19 protein-coding genes and 2 tRNA genes are annotated in these 18,898 nt (G+C 58.9%); 13 read left to right on the top strand and 8 right to left on the bottom strand.

The features are described 5' to 3' along the window. Positions 1–117 precede the first annotated feature (117 nt). Positions 118–1,542, top strand: a complete 1,425-nt coding sequence (locus HY696_00160; protein ID MBI4236814.1) for a hypothetical protein — start codon at positions 118–120, stop codon at positions 1,540–1,542. Here the strand turns inward: HY696_00160 and HY696_00155 are convergent. From HY696_00155 to HY696_00135, 5 genes are all read right to left on the bottom strand, one after another. Continuing rightward, positions 1,512–2,174, bottom strand: coding sequence for a hypothetical protein (locus HY696_00155; GenBank protein MBI4236813.1), 663 nt, complete (start codon positions 2,172–2,174; stop codon positions 1,512–1,514). The two genes, HY696_00160 and HY696_00155, sit on opposite strands and share 31 nt — an antisense overlap. Further along, positions 2,171–2,962, bottom strand: a complete 792-nt coding sequence (locus HY696_00150; protein ID MBI4236812.1) for an inositol monophosphatase — start codon at positions 2,960–2,962, stop codon at positions 2,171–2,173. The genes HY696_00155 and HY696_00150 overlap by 4 nt, the downstream gene beginning before the upstream one ends. A gap of 107 nt (positions 2,963–3,069) precedes the next feature. Beyond that, complete coding sequence (locus tag HY696_00145) at positions 3,070–4,725, bottom strand: 1-acyl-sn-glycerol-3-phosphate acyltransferase (protein MBI4236811.1); 1,656 nt, start codon at positions 4,723–4,725, stop codon at positions 3,070–3,072. Between the two features lie 24 nt (positions 4,726–4,749). Then, entirely contained in the window at positions 4,750–5,199 is a 450-nt protein-coding gene (locus tag HY696_00140; protein MBI4236810.1) for a hypothetical protein, read from the bottom strand. A gap of 90 nt (positions 5,200–5,289) precedes the next feature. After that, a complete protein-coding gene (locus HY696_00135) occupies positions 5,290–6,549 on the bottom strand; it encodes a Glu/Leu/Phe/Val dehydrogenase (GenBank protein ID MBI4236809.1) in 1,260 nt (419 codons plus the stop codon). A 311-nt stretch (positions 6,550–6,860) separates the two neighbouring features. Here HY696_00135 and glnA point away from each other — a divergent pair, with 311 nt between their 5' ends. Continuing rightward, the gene (gene glnA, locus HY696_00130) at positions 6,861–8,288 is read left to right on the top strand and encodes a type I glutamate--ammonia ligase (protein MBI4236808.1); all 1,428 of its coding nucleotides are present in this window, start codon (positions 6,861–6,863) and stop codon (positions 8,286–8,288) included. Between the two features lie 39 nt (positions 8,289–8,327). On the opposite strand, the gene HY696_00125 is transcribed toward glnA, so the two are convergent. Beyond that, positions 8,328–9,179 (bottom strand): hypothetical protein, encoded by an 852-nt coding sequence (locus HY696_00125; protein MBI4236807.1) that lies wholly within the window; start codon positions 9,177–9,179, stop codon positions 8,328–8,330. A gap of 113 nt (positions 9,180–9,292) precedes the next feature. Beyond that, positions 9,293–10,024, bottom strand: coding sequence for a ZIP family metal transporter (locus HY696_00120; GenBank protein MBI4236806.1), 732 nt, complete (start codon positions 10,022–10,024; stop codon positions 9,293–9,295). Between the two features lie 123 nt (positions 10,025–10,147). Between HY696_00120 and HY696_00115 the strand changes: the two genes are divergently transcribed. From HY696_00115 to HY696_00095, 5 genes are all read left to right on the top strand, one after another. After that, positions 10,148–11,194: a thioredoxin domain-containing protein gene (locus tag HY696_00115; GenBank protein ID MBI4236805.1), complete on the top strand. Its 1,047-nt coding sequence runs from the start codon at positions 10,148–10,150 to the stop codon at positions 11,192–11,194. A 5-nt stretch (positions 11,195–11,199) separates the two neighbouring features. Then, positions 11,200–12,471: a serine--tRNA ligase gene (gene serS, locus HY696_00110; GenBank protein ID MBI4236804.1), complete on the top strand. Its 1,272-nt coding sequence runs from the start codon at positions 11,200–11,202 to the stop codon at positions 12,469–12,471. A gap of 174 nt (positions 12,472–12,645) precedes the next feature. Further along, the gene (locus HY696_00105) at positions 12,646–13,311 is read left to right on the top strand and encodes a hypothetical protein (GenBank protein ID MBI4236803.1); all 666 of its coding nucleotides are present in this window, start codon (positions 12,646–12,648) and stop codon (positions 13,309–13,311) included. Between the two features lie 74 nt (positions 13,312–13,385). Continuing rightward, entirely contained in the window at positions 13,386–13,892 is a 507-nt protein-coding gene (locus tag HY696_00100) for a cupin domain-containing protein (GenBank protein ID MBI4236802.1), read from the top strand. A 57-nt stretch (positions 13,893–13,949) separates the two neighbouring features. Beyond that, the gene (locus HY696_00095; GenBank protein MBI4236801.1) at positions 13,950–14,501 is read left to right on the top strand and encodes a hypothetical protein; all 552 of its coding nucleotides are present in this window, start codon (positions 13,950–13,952) and stop codon (positions 14,499–14,501) included. Between the two features lie 187 nt (positions 14,502–14,688). On the opposite strand, the gene HY696_00090 is transcribed toward HY696_00095, so the two are convergent. After that, positions 14,689–14,760, bottom strand: a tRNA-Thr gene (locus tag HY696_00090). A gap of 255 nt (positions 14,761–15,015) precedes the next feature. On the opposite strand from HY696_00090, the gene HY696_00085 reads away from it, so the two are divergent. From HY696_00085 to HY696_00060, 6 genes are all read left to right on the top strand, one after another. Further along, positions 15,016–15,285: a hypothetical protein gene (locus tag HY696_00085; GenBank protein ID MBI4236800.1), complete on the top strand. Its 270-nt coding sequence runs from the start codon at positions 15,016–15,018 to the stop codon at positions 15,283–15,285. A gap of 11 nt (positions 15,286–15,296) precedes the next feature. Beyond that, positions 15,297–15,626, top strand: a complete 330-nt coding sequence (locus HY696_00080) for a hypothetical protein (GenBank protein ID MBI4236799.1) — start codon at positions 15,297–15,299, stop codon at positions 15,624–15,626. Between the two features lie 3 nt (positions 15,627–15,629). Then, positions 15,630–16,067, top strand: a complete 438-nt coding sequence (locus HY696_00075; protein ID MBI4236798.1) for a hypothetical protein — start codon at positions 15,630–15,632, stop codon at positions 16,065–16,067. A 10-nt stretch (positions 16,068–16,077) separates the two neighbouring features. Beyond that, positions 16,078–17,682, top strand: a complete 1,605-nt coding sequence (locus HY696_00070) for a phosphatase PAP2 family protein (GenBank protein ID MBI4236797.1) — start codon at positions 16,078–16,080, stop codon at positions 17,680–17,682. A 111-nt stretch (positions 17,683–17,793) separates the two neighbouring features. Continuing rightward, positions 17,794–17,881, top strand: a tRNA-Ser gene (locus HY696_00065). 401 nt (positions 17,882–18,282) lie between these two features. Next, positions 18,283–18,898 (top strand): putative DNA binding domain-containing protein (locus HY696_00060; protein ID MBI4236796.1); only part of this gene is annotated, 616 nt, incomplete at its 3' end.

The following is an 18,898-nucleotide window of genomic DNA, read 5'->3' as shown; positions in this document are numbered from 1 at the left end:
ATATTGGGCACTTAAGTTTCTGAAAAAATACGTCTTATAAAGCGGTTGCTTTTTTAAGCCCCTGAGCTATGGCCCTATTCAAGTGCCGTCTCTGACGTGCTGCGCCAAGGAGTTTTTATGGGCGAGTCGCGCAAATGCAGTATTCTCAATGCACTGCAGTTACAACAGCGGGTTGCAGACGCGCTGACGGCACGTGAAAAGGTCGAGTTAGTGGCGACTGGGTTTTTTCCCGATTTCCGCGACGCATGCGCTGGCCGATTTCACTTTACCGCTGTCGACCAAGAGACCGCTTGGCGGCGACTGACTTACTCCGTCGATTGCAACGGCCCGCGCCACCTGCTCCAGTGCACCGTCGAGCGCTACCGCTGGCCCTTGCAAGTCCGTACGGCCGGCTGTGGGGGCGGTATCGGCGATGGGGCTATTCCTCCCACGAGCGAAACACTGCCTGATCTTGCCATCGCTGGCGACGACTTGCCGCTGGATATGGTCGAGGTGCCGGCGGTGCCGGATGCGTCAGATGATCCCCATTCCCCTCCGCCGGATGGCACTGCGCCGGAAGAAACTGAAACACCGGACACACCACCCGTCATCGACGCCCCCGACGTATCGGAACCACTGCCCGATCTGCCGGACGATACCGAACCACTGGACACTCCCAGTCCTCCGGATATGGCAACGGCTGAAGTCGATGAACCCGACGCGTCCATGGCCGACGATGGAGAGGCCATTCCTGGCGAGGACGAAGGGCTCATTCCGCCAGATACCGCGCCGGAAGATCTCCCACCCGTCGATAGCGCCGATTCCGCTGCGGCAGAGGATGATGGAGACTTAGTAGATGATGCAAATGATGACGATGCCCCGAGTAACGAAGACTTCGGCTACACGGATGCAGGCCCAATAGAAGAGACGTGTCCAACCGCACCGCTCTGTTTAAACGATACCACCACCGACACCGGCGTAACTGACGACGTCCCAATGGCGGAAGATCTCCCTGTAGTAGCTGAAGATACAGCGCCCGATACCGACATTCCCCCCACCCCATTGGTCAGCAATGCGATCCCGTGGCCAGTCGATCCGATTGGGGGTGTGGTGGCCGTCTGCCCAACCGCAGCTGACGACCTTGTGGCCCTGTTAACCACGGCGCCCTATGCCGCGGAGATCGGCAGCGCGTTCTTTTTCTTCGCGAGCCTCTCCGACTTTCAGATCGCGCAGTGGAGCACCACCGGTGCGCTGCTGACCGATCAATGCATACCGCTCTGTTATGTCTGGGAGTCGGTCGACGACATTGAGTCCTTCTGTGAGGCGGAACCGGTTCCGCCGGCGCTGGATCTGCAATCGACCGACGCCATCCACTACGAGGCATCGGAATCGACTCCACCCGACATCACGGCGTGGTCACTCGTGACGCCATCCGGGGATTCGCTCTCCGGCGCACGGCTCATGGTCAAAACGATCGATGAGAATCCGACAAGCTACGGCTTGCAGTACAAAGACTCGGAGTTGGGTTGTTTCTATCTCTTTGCCTCGGCCTGGTGTGAGTGATCTGCTGCAGGCAATGCCTCCAGCATCCGCTTTAATGTCCGGATCCATCCGCCCTCTTTCACACTCCGTGCGAACGCGTGCGCGCGTTCAATAAAGTGCCGACACAGGTCGCCATGCCACTCCTTGCGGAGCAGGTAATGCACCAGTTGGAAGTCGATATTGCGGGTGGTGACGAATCCTTTGAAATCGTGCACCATCGAAGCCGTCAACATTTCTCCAGCTCTCCGCCGATCTCCACGCCGTGCATAGGCCATCCCTTCTAATGTGAGGGCGTGGTGCAACACGACCGGGTTTTGCGGCACCAGCAGCGCGGCTTTTCGACAGCGCCGCACGGCTTGATCGTACTGGGCGAATTCGTCGATGAGTAATTGAGCCGTAATCAGCTTGAGGGCGGGATCTTCCGGGAGGATTTTTTCCGCGCGCTGATAGTGCTGCAGCGCGATCTTGCCTTTCCCTTGGCACTTGGCGCAAACGCCGAGTGCGGAGTGGAGCAGCGCGATCCCGACCGGATCTTGGATCTTGGTCAAGCAATTGGCCAAGAGTCGCTCGGCGTCGCTGAATTGCCGATCGCCCAGCAATGCAAATGCTCGCTGGCATACCTCCTGGACATTAATAGCGATCGCCGTCGTCATGGCGTTTTCGAAGTCGTTGCTGCAACACGCACGATTTCAATGATTTCCTGATGGATCAGCCCGTTGGTCGCCAACACCTCGGGCCCAAATAGGTCAAAGAGACCGCCATGCAGATTCGTGACCCGGCCGCCCGCCTCCTCGACTAACAACACGCCGGCGGCCAGGTCCCACGGACGCAAATAAAATTCCCAGAAGCCATCATAGCGGCCCTTCGCCACATACGCGAGATCGACACCGGCCACGCCGTCTCGGCGGACGGCGCGCGCGCGCATCAGCATGGTGTTGAAGATCGGGATGTTGATAGCCAGTTCGCCTTGCTCCCGGCTGTACGCAAAACCGGTGTCGAGCAACGACTCAATGACTCGTGTCGTCTGGGAAACATGGATACGGTCTCCGTTGCACGTGGCACCACTCCCACGCTGCGCGACGAACAACTCATCATGATTCGGTTCGTAGATGACAGAGAGTTCTGGCCGTCCATCGCGGCAGAGCGCAATGCAAGTGCAGAAGAGCGGATATCCGTGCGTGAAATTGACAGTGCCGTCGAGCGGGTCGACGACCCACAGCCACTCGCTGCCTGCAGTAGAGCCACTTTCCTCGGCTAAGATCGCGTGCGCGGGGAATTCGCGGCGGATGCCATCGAGGATCATCTGTTCGCAGGCCTGATCGACGTCCGTGACCGGATCGGTCAGGCCTTTCATCCGGACCTCGCGGATATGGCCGAGATGGGCGCGTTGGTATTTTCCCGATGCACGAGCGAGTTGTACGGCCAGCGCTAATGGTTCCACGCGACGAGCTTAGCATGCGCCCGTTGACGGTGGAAGGGAGAAGCACTAACAAAAGGAGGGACACGCGGGCGTCTTCGATCCGGCGACCGGAGAATTTCAGCGGGTGATCATACCTTGAGTAACCGATCTAAGGCCGATTCCAAATCGGCACCCGACAACAACTGCCGACAGGCCGTCGTCACTGCGTCAGGTCTTTTTGCCGGAGGTAATTGATAGAGATTGTCGAGGAACGCGTACCACACGTTCGGCAAGCGCGCGCCGTCGGTCAAACGCGACTGAAGCGCGGCATGTTCTTCCAGCGTCAGTGCGGCTTCGGCATCGTGCAAACAAGCGGCGTTGAGGCGCTCACGGACTTGGAGTAGCGATTGCAACGCCGCATCCAGTTGTTGATGACAGAGAGATACTCGCTCCGCGCTGTCCGCTTCGCTCGGCGGCACGATCATTGGGGCACCGCATCGCACGTGGATTGTCGTGCCAACGTAGATGCGCATCCGTCCTTTCGGGAGCGCCAAGCCCGCTCCCAAGATCGCCATCGGCAACAACGCCACCGACCGCGGCGGTTCTGCCCGTGCCAATTGGTCCGCCGCAGCGACGGCCAAGCGTGCTGCTCCCTTCTTTAAATGATCGCCGACTCGTGCGCGTCGCGCCCGCCCGCCGACGCAAAAGTATCCCGGTTCTTCGGGCCGTCCGGTCGCATCGATCCGCGCCGGCGCGCGCGTCCCTTGTGGATAAATAGCGAGGTCGACGCCGGAGCGGACGATCTCCGTCACGGCATCTTCGATCGCCTGCTGTCGTTGCGCCGCTGTGCCGAATCGATGCACGAAGATCATCCCTGCCGTCTGCATCGCCATGCCGATCCGCAAGACGCGGTAGATCCACCAATTGTCGATGAAGTGATCCTTCGCGGCCAAGTACCGTAAATGAAACCCCTCGCGGTTGCACGGACGGGTCCAGCCGACGACGGCCGCACCGATCACGAAGTCGAGCGCACTACTGTGATTGCCACAAAAGATCGCGGCGCCATCAAATGTACGCCACACGTCTGCTCCTTCAATTTCCAGTCGCAGCCGCGCCAATTGACAGACCCGCGCTCCCCACAAGGCCACAATCGCATCAACGAGCTCCCGCATGCGCGAGGCCAACGTGCGTTGCCGCGCCACGAAAAGGACCAGCAGCGCAAAAAATGCGGTCGAACAGATGGCGTGGATTGCCGACCAGAAGCGCCAGCGCGGCTGCACCCCGGCGCGGAAATCGACGAGAGGTCCTTGGCAGAATGGCCGCACGTCCGTCGGCAACGTCATGGGGAGCGGACCAAAACCGGAAAAGTACGCCGTAAAGAATGCTTGCGGATGCATATGCTGATGGCGCACGCGCCACAACAGCAGTTGAGTACGCAAGCGGCGATGATCCCATCGCGCCCAGAACGACACCGCGATGCATAAACCCGCATACGCGGCAAACAACGGCGCTGGCGCGAAGTCTCCGCGCCATAAGCTGGGCGTGACTGCAAAGTAAGCTAGCAGCACAACCCATCCGACGAGCAGCAACGAATCGCGAATCAAGTGCAGCGCCCAATCGCAACGCCCTAAGAGATTATTCAGCAGCCGGAGACCGCGCCACGACCGCTCTCCGAACAACACTCGCAACAAACAGCGGCATATTGGGATGCCGTACACGTTGATAGCCAGCACGGTAATCAATGGAAGCCGCACGATGCCCTCAAGAAAAAACGCCCCGCACCATTGCAGTGGTGCGGGGCGCATTCATGACACAGTCCAAATGATCGCTTACTTATGCTTCTTGGCCTTGTGCACCTTTGCCGGTTTGGCCGGTTTGGTCGTGGCTGCCGGGGCCGTCACTTCGGCCGTTGGCGGAGACCAACCGAAATCGGATGGCCGCTTGAAGATGTAGACGTTTTCACTCTGTCCCACTAATTCCCATCCGTCCTCGCCCAACGTGTTCCAACGCGACACCCACTTCTTGGCCTTGGGCGGACGCATCCGCTTCGCCATGTACACCCAACGCGCCGGACGCTTCACTTCATGTACGACTGCCGGACCCTTGCGAACCCCACCACGCCGCACCCGCCGACGCACGCCAGCCTTCGCGGCATACTGCGCGCCGATGGTCGGTGTAGGTGTGTTCGTCGGTGTCGCGACTTCTTCCGCCAACGCCGGTGCCGCCATACTCATGGCGATCACGGCCAGGCCAACGCGAATGAATGATCTCTTCTGCATGCGCTCCCCCTTTTTCACTGTCGTGATTCCCAAATGTTGCGGCCTCTTATACCGGAGATGAGAGCGAAGTCAATATAGAGATCGTGCTTTTTATGGAAAGAGTCCGCGCACGCGATAAGCGTCTTGGATGCGACGACACGCGACGGTCAAACTGGCGTCGCGCATGTTGAGTCCTTCGGCCTGACTCGTCTGATACACGCGGTCGACGGCGTCGTTCATCACACGCTGCAACTCTTGATTCACGCGTTCTTCCGTCCAGAAGAAGTTTTGCAAACCCTGCACCCATTCAAAGTACGAGGTCGTCACGCCGCCGGCATTGGCCAAGATGTCTGGGATGACCAACACGCCGCGATCTTCCAAGACTTGCGACGCATCGGGGTTCGTCGCCGCATTCGCACCTTCGGCCAAGATCTGACAACGAATCCGATCGACGTTGTGTGCGCCGATTTGGTCCTGCGTTGCCGCCGGAATCAGGATGTCGCAGCGCTGCTCCAGCAACTCGGCGTTCGTCATGGCCTCGCCCCCGGGGCAACCCTTGAGGTACCGGTGTTCTTTGACGTAACGCGCGATGACCTCCAGATCCAATCCCTTTGGATTGTAGATCGCACTCCCGATGTCGCTCACGCCAACCACCCGACACCCCAAGTTCCGCATCCCATCGGCGGCAAAGTAGCCGACGTTGCCGAATCCTTGGACAATGACGGTCGTGTCGGCCGTGAGGTTGAATTGTTTCCGCCGCGCTGCGGCCTGGATGGCAAAGCAAACGCCGAGGCCCGTCGCTGAGAGTCGTCCGTGGGTACCGCCGATCGACAGTGGCTTGCCGGTTACGACTGCCGGGACGGAGTGGCCTTGCGCCAACGAGTACGTATCCATGATCCAGGCCATGACTTGGGCATCGGTCCCCATATCGGGCGCCGGGATATCTTGGTCCGGGCCAATCACTTTAATGATTTCCGTCGTGTAGCGGCGCGTGATGTTCTGTAACTCCGCGCGACTCAGGTCGTGCGGATCGCAAACCACTCCGCCTTTCGCACCACCCAGCGGCAGCCCGACCAACGCGCATTTCATCGTCATCAGCAGCGCCATCAGCGAGATTTCGCCTAAGTTCACATCCGGCGCGTAACGGATACCTCCTTTACAAGGTCCGAGCATGGAACTGTGTTGCACCCGGTAGCCGAGAAAGACGCGCATTTGACCGTCGTCCATCCGTGCCGGAATGGTCACGACGACGACGCGGCGCGGGACTCGTAATCGCAGCGAGACTTCCGGATCGAGCTGGACGCGTTCGGCCAGGCCGTCGAAATAGCGCTGAAATTGTGAAAACAGCGGGGAGTCCCACTCGACCCGGATCGAGTCCGGACCCGGCGTGATCCCTTGGTTGACGTTCGTGCGTGTTAAGGTGGTTGTTTGCATGGCGGCGGGCCTTAGCCCAGTTGCCTATACGCCGCAAGCGGTTTGGGGTACCGGGCACATGATCTTGCGCCAGCACCCTACGCGACGACCATCAAGACACATTCGTCATCGGCTCTAAACACACTATTCATCATAGTTTCCGGTCGGCAAAAAAATATTTCGCGGATCCAGTTGACAGCCGGTCGACGTTCTTGCATGGAGATTTTCCATCTTGAGTCCATCACCCAATACAAATAGGAGGAGCTGGCATGCCGCCCACCACCATTAAGGAGGCGTTAACCTACGCCAAGGAACAGCGCGCCACGATGGTCGACTTTAAATTCGTCGACCTTCCTGGCACTTGGCAACATTTTTCGGTCCCGGTCGCGGAGCTGAGCGAATCGTCGTTCGAGCATGGCTTCGGTTTCGACGGTTCCTCGATTCGAGGCTGGCAACCGATCCACGCCAGCGACATGCTGATCGTCCCCGATCCCACCACGGCGCGACTCGATCCGTTCATGGCGGAACCGACTATTTCGTTCGTTTGCGATATCGTCGACCCGCTCACGAAAGAGCCTTACAGCCGCGACCCACGCCACATCGCCAAAAAAGCGGAACAGTGCCTCAAGGCCACTGGCTTGGCCGACACCGCGTATTTCGGACCAGAGGCGGAGTTTTTTATCTTCGACAGCGTGCGTTTCGACCAAACGCATCACGAAGGATACTACCATATCGATTCGTCAGAAGGCCGCTGGAATAGTGGAACGGACAGCAACGGCTCGCCGAATCTCGGTTACCGCCCGCGCTATAAGGAAGGCTATTTTCCCGTGTCGCCGACCGATTCACAGCAAGATATTCGCAGCGAAATGGCACTCACGTTGGAACGACTCAACATCCGCGTCGAGGCGCAGCATCATGAAGTCGCCACGGCCGGGCAAGCCGAGATCGACATGCGTTTCTCGCCGCTGGTCGAAATGGGCGACAACCTGATGTGGTTCAAATACGTCGTGAAAAACGTGGCGCGGCGCTACAACAAAACCGTCACGTTCATGCCGAAGCCGCTGTTCGACGACAACGGCAGCGGGATGCATATCCACACCAGCCTCTGGAAAGATGGCAAACCGCTGTTCGCCGGTGACCAATACGGCGGGCTCTCGCAAATGGCGTTGTGGGCGATCGGCGGGATCCTCAAGCATGCGCCCGCGATCTGCGCGTTCAGCAATCCCACGACCAATTCGTATCGTCGCTTGGTTCCCGGTTTCGAGGCCCCGATCAATCTCGCCTATTCGTCGCGAAATCGCTCCGCCTCGATCCGGCTCCCGATGTATTCGAATTCACCCAAGGCGAAACGGATTGAATTCCGCACTCCCGATCCTTCCTGCAATGGGTACTTGGCGTTCAGTGCCATCCTGATGGCGATGCTCGACGGCATCGAACACAAGCTCGATCCGGGCAAGCCGCTCGACTTGGACATCTACGCGCTAACGACCGAGGAATTGAAAAACGTCCCCAAATGCCCGGGCGCGTTGGAAGACGCACTCACCGCATTGGAGCGCGATTATGAATTCCTGCTCCGCGGCGAGGTCTTCACTCGGGACGTGATCAACACGTGGCTCGAATATAAATGGCAGCGTGAAGTCAACCAAGTCCGGTTGCGCCCGGTGCCGCATGAGTTCGCGTTGTATTACGATTGCTGATGATGCGTGGATATTGTGGAGTGGGGAAACGGGCCTCGGTCACTGCAACAGACCGGGGCTCGTTGTTTTATTGGGTGGCGAACCACGGCGGAGTCCCGCGGCCACGGGGGCCGCAGCAACCATGGCGCCGAGTTCACGCATCTGTTGCTCAATCAGCTTCTGATGATTGTCGTACTGCTGCATCCCCCGCGCCCGGTACGCGACGAATTCGTCTAACCCTCGCACCGTGGAACGAACCGGAGTCTTCCCCGCCTCGAATCGGAGAGTCGGATCGGCCGGCAAGACAAAAATTTGTGGCAGAGAATTGAGCGTCCCCATCTTCTCTGCATCATCTTCCAAATAAATGACCGTCATTCCTGCCTGCTCCGCGGCCGCCACCATTTTCTTGCATCCGACACAATGCGAGGCCCCGTGGATCAATACGACCGGTCGGCCTTGCTGAATCGCCGCTTGATATGCCTTATTCAGCAGCGTCATACCCGCACCACGATTCGTGAAGCCGGAGACAACAATTCGACCGGTCGATTCCTGCCGCACTTGTCCTGCGGCCGAGTGTGCAATCGTTCGGGCTGGCGTCGGGGCGCGCTCGGCGGTCGGGACTGCCGGAGGCGGTGTTGATGGCGGCGTTTCCGTTGGTGGCGTGGCAGATGGAGGCGTCGGCGGACGCCCCCCAAAGCGTGACAACCCACCAAACGTGCAGCGGGCCGGGCCTGTGACCTCTTCGACCGCCGCCGCCCCGCTCTTTTCCGGATTGATGAAATAATCGACCGACCCATTCCCGTCGTAATCGACGTATAGGCCCTTAACGCCTTGCGGATTCGTCCCCTCGCACACCTGCGCGTTGGGACATTCGTGCAACACCTGTTGGCGAAGCGTTTCGATTCGATTCATGGCGCCGACCTCCAGCGAAACGAGAACATCCCTATCACAGTATCGGCATCGGCTCGGGGCTGAGTTGCGCCCGGCAATCATGGTGCGTTTTTGGAGGATCGCTGCGAACGCTGCTAATGCACCCAAACCCCTAATAGCGCCACGACGGCCATCCCGCCTAAAAAGGCTACGGCCACGACGCCGCGGTGGGCGGTGGTGCGGTGGACTTCGGGAAGCAGATCGGAAACAGCGACGTGCAGGAATGTGCCGGCGGAAAAGGCCAGCGCCCACGCCACAAACGTGTCATTCACTTGGGCCGCGACGGCGCGGACCGCCAGCGCGCCGAGCGGAATCATTGCCATAAAGAGGAGGTTCATCCAGACGATGCTCCGCGTACGATACTGTTCGTGGGTCAGGATCGCGGTCAGCGAAAAGGCCTCCGGGAGCTTATGCGCGGCGATCGCGAGGAAGACCAAGCCGCCCAGGCCTTGCATCAGCCCCGCGCCGAGCGCCACCCCATTGGCAAAGGTATGGAGCGAAAGTCCGAACAATGCCGAGAGACCAACGGTGTGAACGTGACACCCAAACGTTTCGCAGATGTGAATTGTCAGAAAACGTTCGAACAAATAGAGGACGACGAACCCGCCCAAGATCCCGAAACTGGCGCGCGACCCGAGCAATGCATAGGCCTCCGGCACTAAATGGCAAATCGCTGTGGCCAACATGATGCCGGCCGCCGCGGCCAACGCTAACGGCATATGCACCCGCCACCGCGGAACCAAGCGCGGCAACAGTCCGCCCACGATCATTAATGCAACGATCCCGCCGACGGCCCACACTAAATTTCCAGCAAATTGTTCCATCATTTCTTGATTGCATACCATGGGGCTCGCAGGTAGGCTACGCCCGTTTTTCGTTTCGGGGGAAACACGTGTCGGAGCGATCCGTATAAGGTCGTGATGCCCTCCCAACCATGAAAGGGGATACCCATGCGACGTATTGCTTTGCTCTCTTGCTGTGCCGCGACGGCCTTGATCGCGTGCAATAACGGTAATAGCGCCGTCACGACACCGGGCACCGCCTCCGCGCAGCCGAGCGCTTTCTCGATGCCGGAGATCGTCGCCGAAGTCGACGGGCAGACGATTTCGCGGAAAGAATTAGAAACCGCTGCGGCCCCGCAACTGTCGAAGATTCAAAGCCAGGTCTACGAAGCGTATAAAGTCTCACTCGACAATCTGATCGGCGACAAACTGCTGGAAAAGGCCGCCAAAACCGCCGGCAAGACGCCCGAGGCCTATATGAAGGGCGAGATCGACGAGCAGATCACGCCAGCCAGCGAGGCGGAGCTGAAGAAATTTTATGAACAGCGCAAAGCCCAAATGGGCGGAAAGAAATTCGACGAGATCAAACCACAGATCGAGGCCTTCCTCGCCAATCAACAGCGGCAGCAACTGCAACAAAAATTCGCGCTGAACATTAAGAAAGACGCGGCGATCAAGACCTACATCGAACCGCCGCGCGTGAAGATCGATGCCGGGAAATCGCCCAGCAAGGGACCGGAGAAGGCCCCGATCCAAATCGTTGAATTTTCCGATTATCAATGCCCGTTCTGCGGCCGGTCCCGTGCCACCGTGAAAAAGGTGTTAGAGACCTACGGCGACAAAGTCCGTTACACCTTCCGCGACTTCCCGCTCTCGTTCCACGACAAGGCCTTCAAGGCGCACGAAGCAGCGCATTGCGCGAACGAACAGGGAAAATATTGGGAGATGAACACCGTGCTGTTCGAACAGCAGCAAGACCTCTCCGAGCCGAAACTGAAAGAATATGCGAAGACCGTAGGACTCGACGGCGCGAAGTTTGACGCATGCCTCGGCAGCGGGAAATTTACGAAGCAGATCCACGATGACATGGAGGCCGCGCAAGCCGTTGGTGTCAGCGGCACGCCATCGTTTTTCGTGAACGGTATTCCGCTGAGCGGCGCGCGCCCGTTCGATGATTTCAAAAAGATCATCGATGCGGAATTGGCGAAGCGATAGCAGACATGCTCGACCCTCAATTCCTCTTTGCGCATCTGGATGATGTCCGGGCGTGCTGTCTCGCCCGAGGCACCGAAATCGATTTCGCCGCGTTAGAGCAGCTGAACCAACGCCGCAAGGCGCTGCAAACGGAATTCGACGGACTGCGCAATCGGCAAAACCAGGCCTCGGAGGCGATCGCACGACAAAAGCGCGCCGGAGAAGATGCGTCCGCACTACTCGCCGAAATGCAGACGGTGGCCGCGCAATTGAAAACGGCCCAGGTCGGGCAGGCCGAAGCTGAAGCGGCCCTCGAGGCCGCACTCCTAGTGCTTCCAAATCGCTTACACCCCACGACACCGCTCGGCCATTCGAGCGCCGACAATCCCGTGATCCGCACTTGGGGCACGCCGCCTACGTTGGCGTTCCCGGCCCGCGATCATGTGGCGCTCGGCGAAGGCTTGGGAATGCTCGATTTTACGCGCGGCGCGAAATTGGCCGGCGCCCGCTTCACGCTGTATCGCGGCGCCGGCGCGCGGTTGGAACGCGCGTTGATCAACTTCATGCTCGATCTGCAAACCCGCGAACACGGCTATACCGAAATCCTCCCTCCGTTGCTCGTGAATGCCAAGACGATGACGGGCACGGGCCAGTTGCCGAAGTTCGAAGCCGATCTCTTTAAGACCACGGACGGATATTATCTCATCCCAACGGCGGAAGTGCCGCTGACCAACATCTTCGCCGAAGAAACAGTCGCAGCCGAGGCCCTCCCCTATCGGTTTACTGCGTACACCCCGTGTTTTCGCAGCGAGGCGGGTTCGTACGGCAAAGATTTGCGCGGACTGATTCGCCAACATCAATTCAATAAAGTGGAACTGGTCTCGCTGTGCCATCCGGAGCAGTCCGACGCGGAATTGGAACGGATGACGACGTGCGCGGAAACGGTCTTGCAGCGACTCGGTCTGGCATATCGCGTGGTGCAACTCTGTTCCGGCGACCTCGGCTTCGCGGCGGCCAAGACCTACGATTTGGAAGTCTGGCTGCCGGGGCAAAACGCCTATCGCGAAATTTCTTCGTGCAGCAACTGCCTCGACTTCCAAGCACGCCGCGCCAAGATCCGTTTCAAAGGGACGGAGAAGAAGCCACAGTTTGTCCACACGCTGAATGGCTCCGGCCTTGCCGTCGGTCGCACGCTCATCGCCATCTTAGAAAACTACCAGCAGGCCGATGGCAGTATCGTCATCCCGCCGGCGTTGCGTCCGTTCATGGATGGGGCGGAACGGATCACCGCACAATAAGTGGCGCGCAGACATATCTAATAAAAACACCACGCCGTGTTTGACATCGGTGCCGCATGTTAGTTATGGGCAACAACGGTTGCCCAAATGAAACAGACGACAAAAACTCATCATCTGTATAGACCGATACGGCCAGCGCATTCTTATTCAGGCATTGCGAGGCCGACGGCGCAGGTGGGCAAGCGACGTGCTGCGGCGTCTCGGGAACGAGTGCCGGCGACGTCCCCGGCTCGTCGTTTGGCTCCGCTTCTGGCGGGGCTGACTGGCGTCGCCACGGCGACGACGGTTGGCGGCGAGGTCGTCACTGATCGGCTGGCGGCGATCGAGATCCCGGCGCTTGCTGACGTAATCGGGCGCGTGCAGGGGGCAATCGACGCCCATCCGGCACTGTTTCTCGGCAGCTACGGCACGTTGTGCGCATTGGTCTTCGGTCTGGAAACCGTGCGCGCGCGGGCCATCCGGCATGCACCGACTGCGACCCAAGCCGCGTGGCGGCGGCGTTGGTTGCCCCACCCCGGGATGGTCGTGATGAGCTCGGCGCTCGGCATCGCCGGCATGGAAATGGTCCAAGCCGGGTTCAATCCCGCGCATCCCGAATTTCAACATGCATACGGCGACGCGTTGCTCGCCGGCGCCTTCATTGCGCTGATGACGGGGATCGATCGCGCGATCGAACGCGCACTCCCCGGCGGCTGTGGACACCACCATGAGCACGCCTTCAGCAGCGACCACACACCCACGCGATGGCTGCATCTCGCCCGCACTGCGGCACTTTGCGTCTGCCTGATCGACGACGCCGCATGGCCAATGCTCACGGCATTGCGATGGGGCATGTTTTAGTCACACTGTTGAGATCCACTTCCATCAAGACAGCTCGTCTGCTAGGTCGGCATCCAACTCACGAGGAGGCCTCAATGACGACACGATGCACGGCCGAGGCACTGATTCAGCACTTTCAACTGCAACCGCATCCTGAAGGAGGTTTCTTTCGCGAGACGTTTCGCGATGGCGGAACGATCCCCCAGGCGGCACTCCCGAAACGATTTAGCGGAGATCGCAGTTTTTCCACCGCGATCTATTTTCTTCTCCCCGAGGGGAAACGTTCGCAATTGCATCGCATCACGGCCGATGAGCTGTGGCACTTCTATCTCGGCGATCCGTTAGTGGTCGTGGAGATTCGCCCCGATGGCCGCACGACGGAGACGTTGCTCGGTCACGACGTGCTGGCCGGCCAGTGCGTGCAGCACGTAGTCCCCGCCGGCCACTGGTTCGGCGCCTATCCCGCACCCGGCAGCCGTTTCAGCTTCGTCGGCTGCACCGTGGCCCCCGGTTTCGACTTCGCCGACTTTGAAATGGGAGAACGTGAAGCGTTGCTGCGCCAATTCCCGCAGGCGCGGGATGTGGTGGAGCGGTTGACGTAACTGATCCCACGCTGCGCGGACACAGGAATTAGACCTTTCTCCACGAAACGAAACAGCATGCAATTATTACTCACACAAAAAATCCGACGCTGGACGTATAGCGACGCGATCCTTCCGTTCACCATATTGAATACGTCAGTCACTCTATATATTTTTGAGAAGTTCGATCGCTGGCGTTTTGATCCATTTCTCGCGACGTCACACTCCGAACAGATTCAGGCCATGACAATCCGGAGTGCGATTCTCTTCATTCCATGCGTGGCTGGAAGCTTTATTTGGTACGCACTCAAGGGAATCGGTAAGGCACCACGCGCACTTTACGTGATCGCTCAATTTACACTTGCGATGTTTTTGATTGCTGCTGGGTTCGAAGAATTACCGGCGCTGCATAGCGACGATATCTTGATTTGGTTCTTATTCGTTGGCCTGCAGAGCGTTGTCGGTGCAATCCATTGCTGCTTCATACTGTTAGCGCGGTGGCATGGTCATCTATTACAAAAACGACAATGGAAGTTCCTGCCAACAATTTGGGCAGTACTACTCTGTTACCTGATCCTGATTTGGTTAGGCCTACGATGGATCGCCTTATTGCGAACAACGAATTGGTAATCATCTCTCTATGGGCAGCGGCTGTGGTGAGCCGACGAAGGGAATACCCTCTCCGCCTTGGGCGGACTGCGGGTACTAAGGCGCCCACCCACCCGCCGACGGCGGGCGGGTCCCCGGGCGCCTGTCGTCGAGATCGATCCCATTCGAAACACAACAGCCGCCTCCCAAATGGAAGGCGGCTGTTGTGAGCCGACGAAGGGAATCGAACCCCCGACCCGCTGCTTACGAAGCAGCTGCTCTACCCCTGAGCTACGTCGGCTTTGATGGAGCGCTCTTATAGAAAATCAGCCGCGTGGGGCAAGGAAAAACCGTTGTCCGCAGCACATCGGATTTAAGCCGATCGACGGGCTTGGCCCACGAGCGGCGCGGGGTGCGGGGGTATTGCAGGCTGCCGTCGGAATCTCACGTTACGAGTAGTCACCAGCGGCAGCCTGCGGGCCCCCGATGGTGACGCCGTCCGCTTCTTGACGCCGTGCGGTGATCTGTGTAGAGCGGACGCCACAAAGGGGGGTCTATGGATGCACGGGTACTCAGTGGCGTAGTGGTAGCGGCAGTAATCACAGTGGTTGCGGCGTGCGAGCGCGGTCCGGCTCCGACGCCCGCCAGTCAGCCAACAGCACGTCCGGCGACTGAAGGTACGACGACGCCACCCGCACCGGCATCGGCCACACAGCCGGCAGCCCCCGCAGCACCCGCATCCAATGCAACACTCCCTATGGAACCGGCCGAGCATGCCCACGACGCCGCACCGCTTCCGGAAAAGGCCGACAAACACCATCAGTAATTGGAACTTTCATGGCACGATCGTGCGCGTGTGCCGCCTGTCAGTCGCTCTGCCAACATGAGCCGGGTTGGTTTGTCCCTGAAGAGATCGACGGAGCGGCGGCGTATCTCGGCATCTCGCGGTATACATTGGAACACGATTATCTCACGGCACATGCCGTCCCGGACGGTGTGGCGTTGGCGCCACGCACCAAGCCAGGCACAACGGAGTGCATTTTTTTCGAAACGGGCAAATGTCGGATCCATCCGGTCAAGCCGTATGAATGTCGTAAAGTGTTCGGTTGCGAATCAGGGCGGCGGCATAAACGGATGCGCGAGTTGATTGCGCGACGATGGAGGTAACGAATGCGCAAACGAGTCCATTTGTATCTCACATGGCTCTTGTTGGTCGGGATTCCCTCCTCGTCACTGGCCTCGCATGACTTAAGCGGATTGAAGGCGCTGGCCATCACCTTGCATGTTGGCCTTGCACTCCCCATTCCCATCAATGCCGTGAATACGCACTGGCCGAATAACCCCATGAATCGCGAGGCGCGTGGCATCAGTATCGCGTGCGGCGTGGCTGGGATTCTCTTCGGCGGCCTGCAAACGGCGCTCGGCGCTACGGCATTGCGCGATCGCGACAACACGGCCGGCGGGCTACTCCTCGCCGGCGGCGCAGCCAACGTCGGCTACGGTATTGCGACGCTTTTCCGGCGACCACAGCCCAAATTCGACATCGCCCCCGTCATCAACCCTGTGGATGGCAACGTCGGCGCCCAGATGACAATTCCACTCCCCTAACCTTATGGCGATGCAAACGACTTTCATTATCTGGATTCAGCATCACCTCCATCCCCACGCGGATCTTTTTTTTCAGATCATCACCTATTTCGGCTCTTTTTCCGGCGTCGTACTCTTGACCGCGCTCGTGTTGTGGACAATTTCTTATCGTGTCGGCATTGCGCTGTTGCTGGGCAATCTCCTGACGCAATATATCGGCAGTTTGTGGCTCAAGGCGCTGATCGCGCTCCCGCGGCCGTTTCAGGCCTCTGCGGATGTACTTGCGATCGTTCCGGAACATGGGTTCAGTTTTCCCTCGGGACATGCGATTAACGCGGTCATGACGCTCGGCACGCTTGCCTGGTGTGTGCGGCGCAGGACCGTGACAGCGCTCGCGGTCGGCGGCATCGTATTGATCGGCCTATCCAGGATCTATCTCGGCCTCCACTATCCGATGGATATCATCGGCGGCTATGCACTGGGCGGTCTGGGACTTTGGGTGGTGATTCGCGTTATGCCCAAACTCCAAGCCTGGAACACGACGATCGGATGGCCTGGAAAAGTCCTCGGATGTCTTGCCGTCGCTGCGGTGTTGGCCGCCCCACTGCTCGCCTTCGGCTCTGTCGGAATTCCGCTGCAATGGGCGATCTTTGCATTCATCATTTATTGTGGCGCGTGCGTCGGCGCCATTTTCAACACGCACTGGGTACACTTCACCATCGCCGATGCAGTGCGGCAACGCGGATGGTGCGCGCTCGTCGGCTATGGCGTGCTGCTGCCGCTGCTGATGCGCTTTCCTCAATCGGCGTGGATGTATTTTGCGGCCATCTTGTGGGTAACGATTGGCGCTCCGTGGCTGTTCGAAAAAATGCGGCTCACGCAGCGCGCAGTGAGCGGTGCGACGGGACGCCGCGTCGGCTGTCTCGTTTGCATCGTACTCGGCAGTAGTGCCGTCCACGCAACGGCACATGCGTATCAGTCGGGAGAAATGATCATTCATACGGCGCGACACGAAGGGAACTCGCTCGGGGCGCGTCGTTGGCGATTGCCGCCGCGACGATGCGGTCAATTGGTCGACTACGTCGGAGCCGCAATCGAATGCACCGTACAAGCCACGGCCAACGGAATGGCCGCGATCGTGAGTTTCGTCACGCAGTGTGGTGGGGATCTATGCGACGGCCAGCAGTGGCTCTCGATCGCGAAGGGTAAACCGATACGGCTGCCCGATAGTCTTTGGGGCGGCAGCTTGGAGCTGCTCCCTTCATTGCACGCCATCGTCGCCGATCACGTCGCTATGAATGCGCGGACACGCCATGTGGACGTCAGCACGATTCGATACGACTTGAAGACGGCGCAAGTCACACCGTTCGCGGCGTGCGAGTCCCCGACGCTCTCTCCCGGCGGACAATGGATCGTCTGTCGCCACGCCAATGGCGATGCGCTGCGCGTGTCCACGAAAGGCGAACGCCCGCAGCGGGTCTACCGTGCGCCGATGAAGGCGGAAGCGATTTATCGCGCGCCACACAGCTGGGCGCTAAACCCGGTCGTCGAATTTCCGACACGGGAGCAAATGCAAATCACAACCCATCTGCGGGAGGGCGAGGATGTCCGCGACACGGTGGCCTGGACCGAATAAGCGAACCGCTTGACTTCCCAGATGCCACATGATTTTCCTGCCCCGATTTGCGAGCCCTCGAGGCAGAATTTCTTCCTCACAGTCGGAGGCGCGCGCAGGAATAGACAATTCGGAGAGGTGGGAGAGCGGCCGATTCCAGCTGCCTGCTAAGCAGTTGTCCCCTAAACAGGGACCGAGGGTTCGAATCCCTCCCTCTCCGCAAACACAACGGGCCCCAGCAGGGGCCTGTTGTGTTTGCGGTATGCAATGCCGAAACGGTCCAGTGGACCGTTTCGTACCCTGGGGAGGGATTCGAAGCCCGGAGCGGCCGGGGACCCGCGTGAGCGGGTGGCCGCGAGGGCCGGCCCGGAGGCAATCCGCCGCCGGCGGATTGACCGGAGGGAATCCCTCCCTCTCCGCAAACACAACGGGCCCCAGCAGGGGCCTGTTGTCGTTCCTGCGGGATCAAATGAGGGAACCCATTTTTCTGGGGTGTCGGCAGGTACGCTGAAGAATTGGGAAGGAGGGGGAAATTACAACCCATCGCCATCCAGTGAACGGGCATCGCTTGTATAAAAAGAAATATTTAGCAGCACTGCTAAAAAAGGTAATAAGTCACCTATGCCCAAGGAAAGTCAAAATAAAGAATGGAAGGAATCCTGGCGCGATGAATATCTGAAATGGATATGCGGGTTCGCCAATGCCGAGGGTGGCAAGCTGACGATTGGCAGAAACGATAAGAACCAGATTGTCGGGATAAAGAACGCCAAGGAATTGCTGGAAGTCCTTCCAAACAAAGTGCGCGATCTGCTCGGCATTATGGTCGATGTCAACCTGCGCAAATCCGCTGGCAAGGAGTGTCTAGAAATTGTTGTTCCGGCCTATCCAAACCCCATCAGCTACAAGGGGGACTATTATTACCGGAGCGGCAGTACCAATCAGGCTCTTAAGGGAGCCGCGCTCGATCGCTTTATTTTGCGTAAACAGGGCAAGCAGTGGGATGGCGTATTGGAGCCCTCCTTTAAGCAGAAAAATTGCAGTGCGGAAGCCCTGAAACTCTTCAAACAAAAAGCCAAGCAAAGCGGGCGCATGGATCCTGCCATATTAAAGGACAGCCGGGAGGTCCTGCTGGATAACTTGGAATTAGTCGAATCGCATGGACTCAAGCGCGCGGCCTGTCTGCTCTTTTCTGATCGACCCGAAGGAATCATCAGCGGATCATGGATCAAGATCGGTT

This window comes from Deltaproteobacteria bacterium (assembly GCA_016210045.1).
Taxonomy (GTDB): domain Bacteria; phylum UBA10199; class UBA10199.
Note: the sequence above shows the minus strand (reverse complement) of the source record. Positions and strands in the feature narration are given on the sequence as shown.

Coding starts and splice junctions, on each gene's coding strand:
- HY696_00160 (MBI4236814.1), top strand. CDS start 118: ATGGGCGAGTCGCGCAAATGCAGTATTCTCAATGCACTGCAGTTACAA.
- HY696_00155 (MBI4236813.1), bottom strand. CDS start 2,174: ATGACGACGGCGATCGCTATTAATGTCCAGGAGGTATGCCAGCGAGCA.
- HY696_00145 (MBI4236811.1), bottom strand. CDS start 4,725: ATGCGCCCCGCACCACTGCAATGGTGCGGGGCGTTTTTTCTTGAGGGC.
- HY696_00140 (MBI4236810.1), bottom strand. CDS start 5,199: ATGCAGAAGAGATCATTCATTCGCGTTGGCCTGGCCGTGATCGCCATG.
- glnA (MBI4236808.1), top strand. CDS start 6,861: ATGCCGCCCACCACCATTAAGGAGGCGTTAACCTACGCCAAGGAACAG.
- HY696_00125 (MBI4236807.1), bottom strand. CDS start 9,179: ATGAATCGAATCGAAACGCTTCGCCAACAGGTGTTGCACGAATGTCCC.
- HY696_00120 (MBI4236806.1), bottom strand. CDS start 10,024: ATGATGGAACAATTTGCTGGAAATTTAGTGTGGGCCGTCGGCGGGATC.
- HY696_00115 (MBI4236805.1), top strand. CDS start 10,148: ATGCGACGTATTGCTTTGCTCTCTTGCTGTGCCGCGACGGCCTTGATC.
- serS (MBI4236804.1), top strand. CDS start 11,200: ATGCTCGACCCTCAATTCCTCTTTGCGCATCTGGATGATGTCCGGGCG.
- HY696_00100 (MBI4236802.1), top strand. CDS start 13,386: ATGACGACACGATGCACGGCCGAGGCACTGATTCAGCACTTTCAACTG.
- HY696_00095 (MBI4236801.1), top strand. CDS start 13,950: ATGCAATTATTACTCACACAAAAAATCCGACGCTGGACGTATAGCGAC.
- HY696_00085 (MBI4236800.1), top strand. CDS start 15,016: ATGGATGCACGGGTACTCAGTGGCGTAGTGGTAGCGGCAGTAATCACA.
- HY696_00080 (MBI4236799.1), top strand. CDS start 15,297: ATGGCACGATCGTGCGCGTGTGCCGCCTGTCAGTCGCTCTGCCAACAT.
- HY696_00075 (MBI4236798.1), top strand. CDS start 15,630: ATGCGCAAACGAGTCCATTTGTATCTCACATGGCTCTTGTTGGTCGGG.
- HY696_00070 (MBI4236797.1), top strand. CDS start 16,078: ATGCAAACGACTTTCATTATCTGGATTCAGCATCACCTCCATCCCCAC.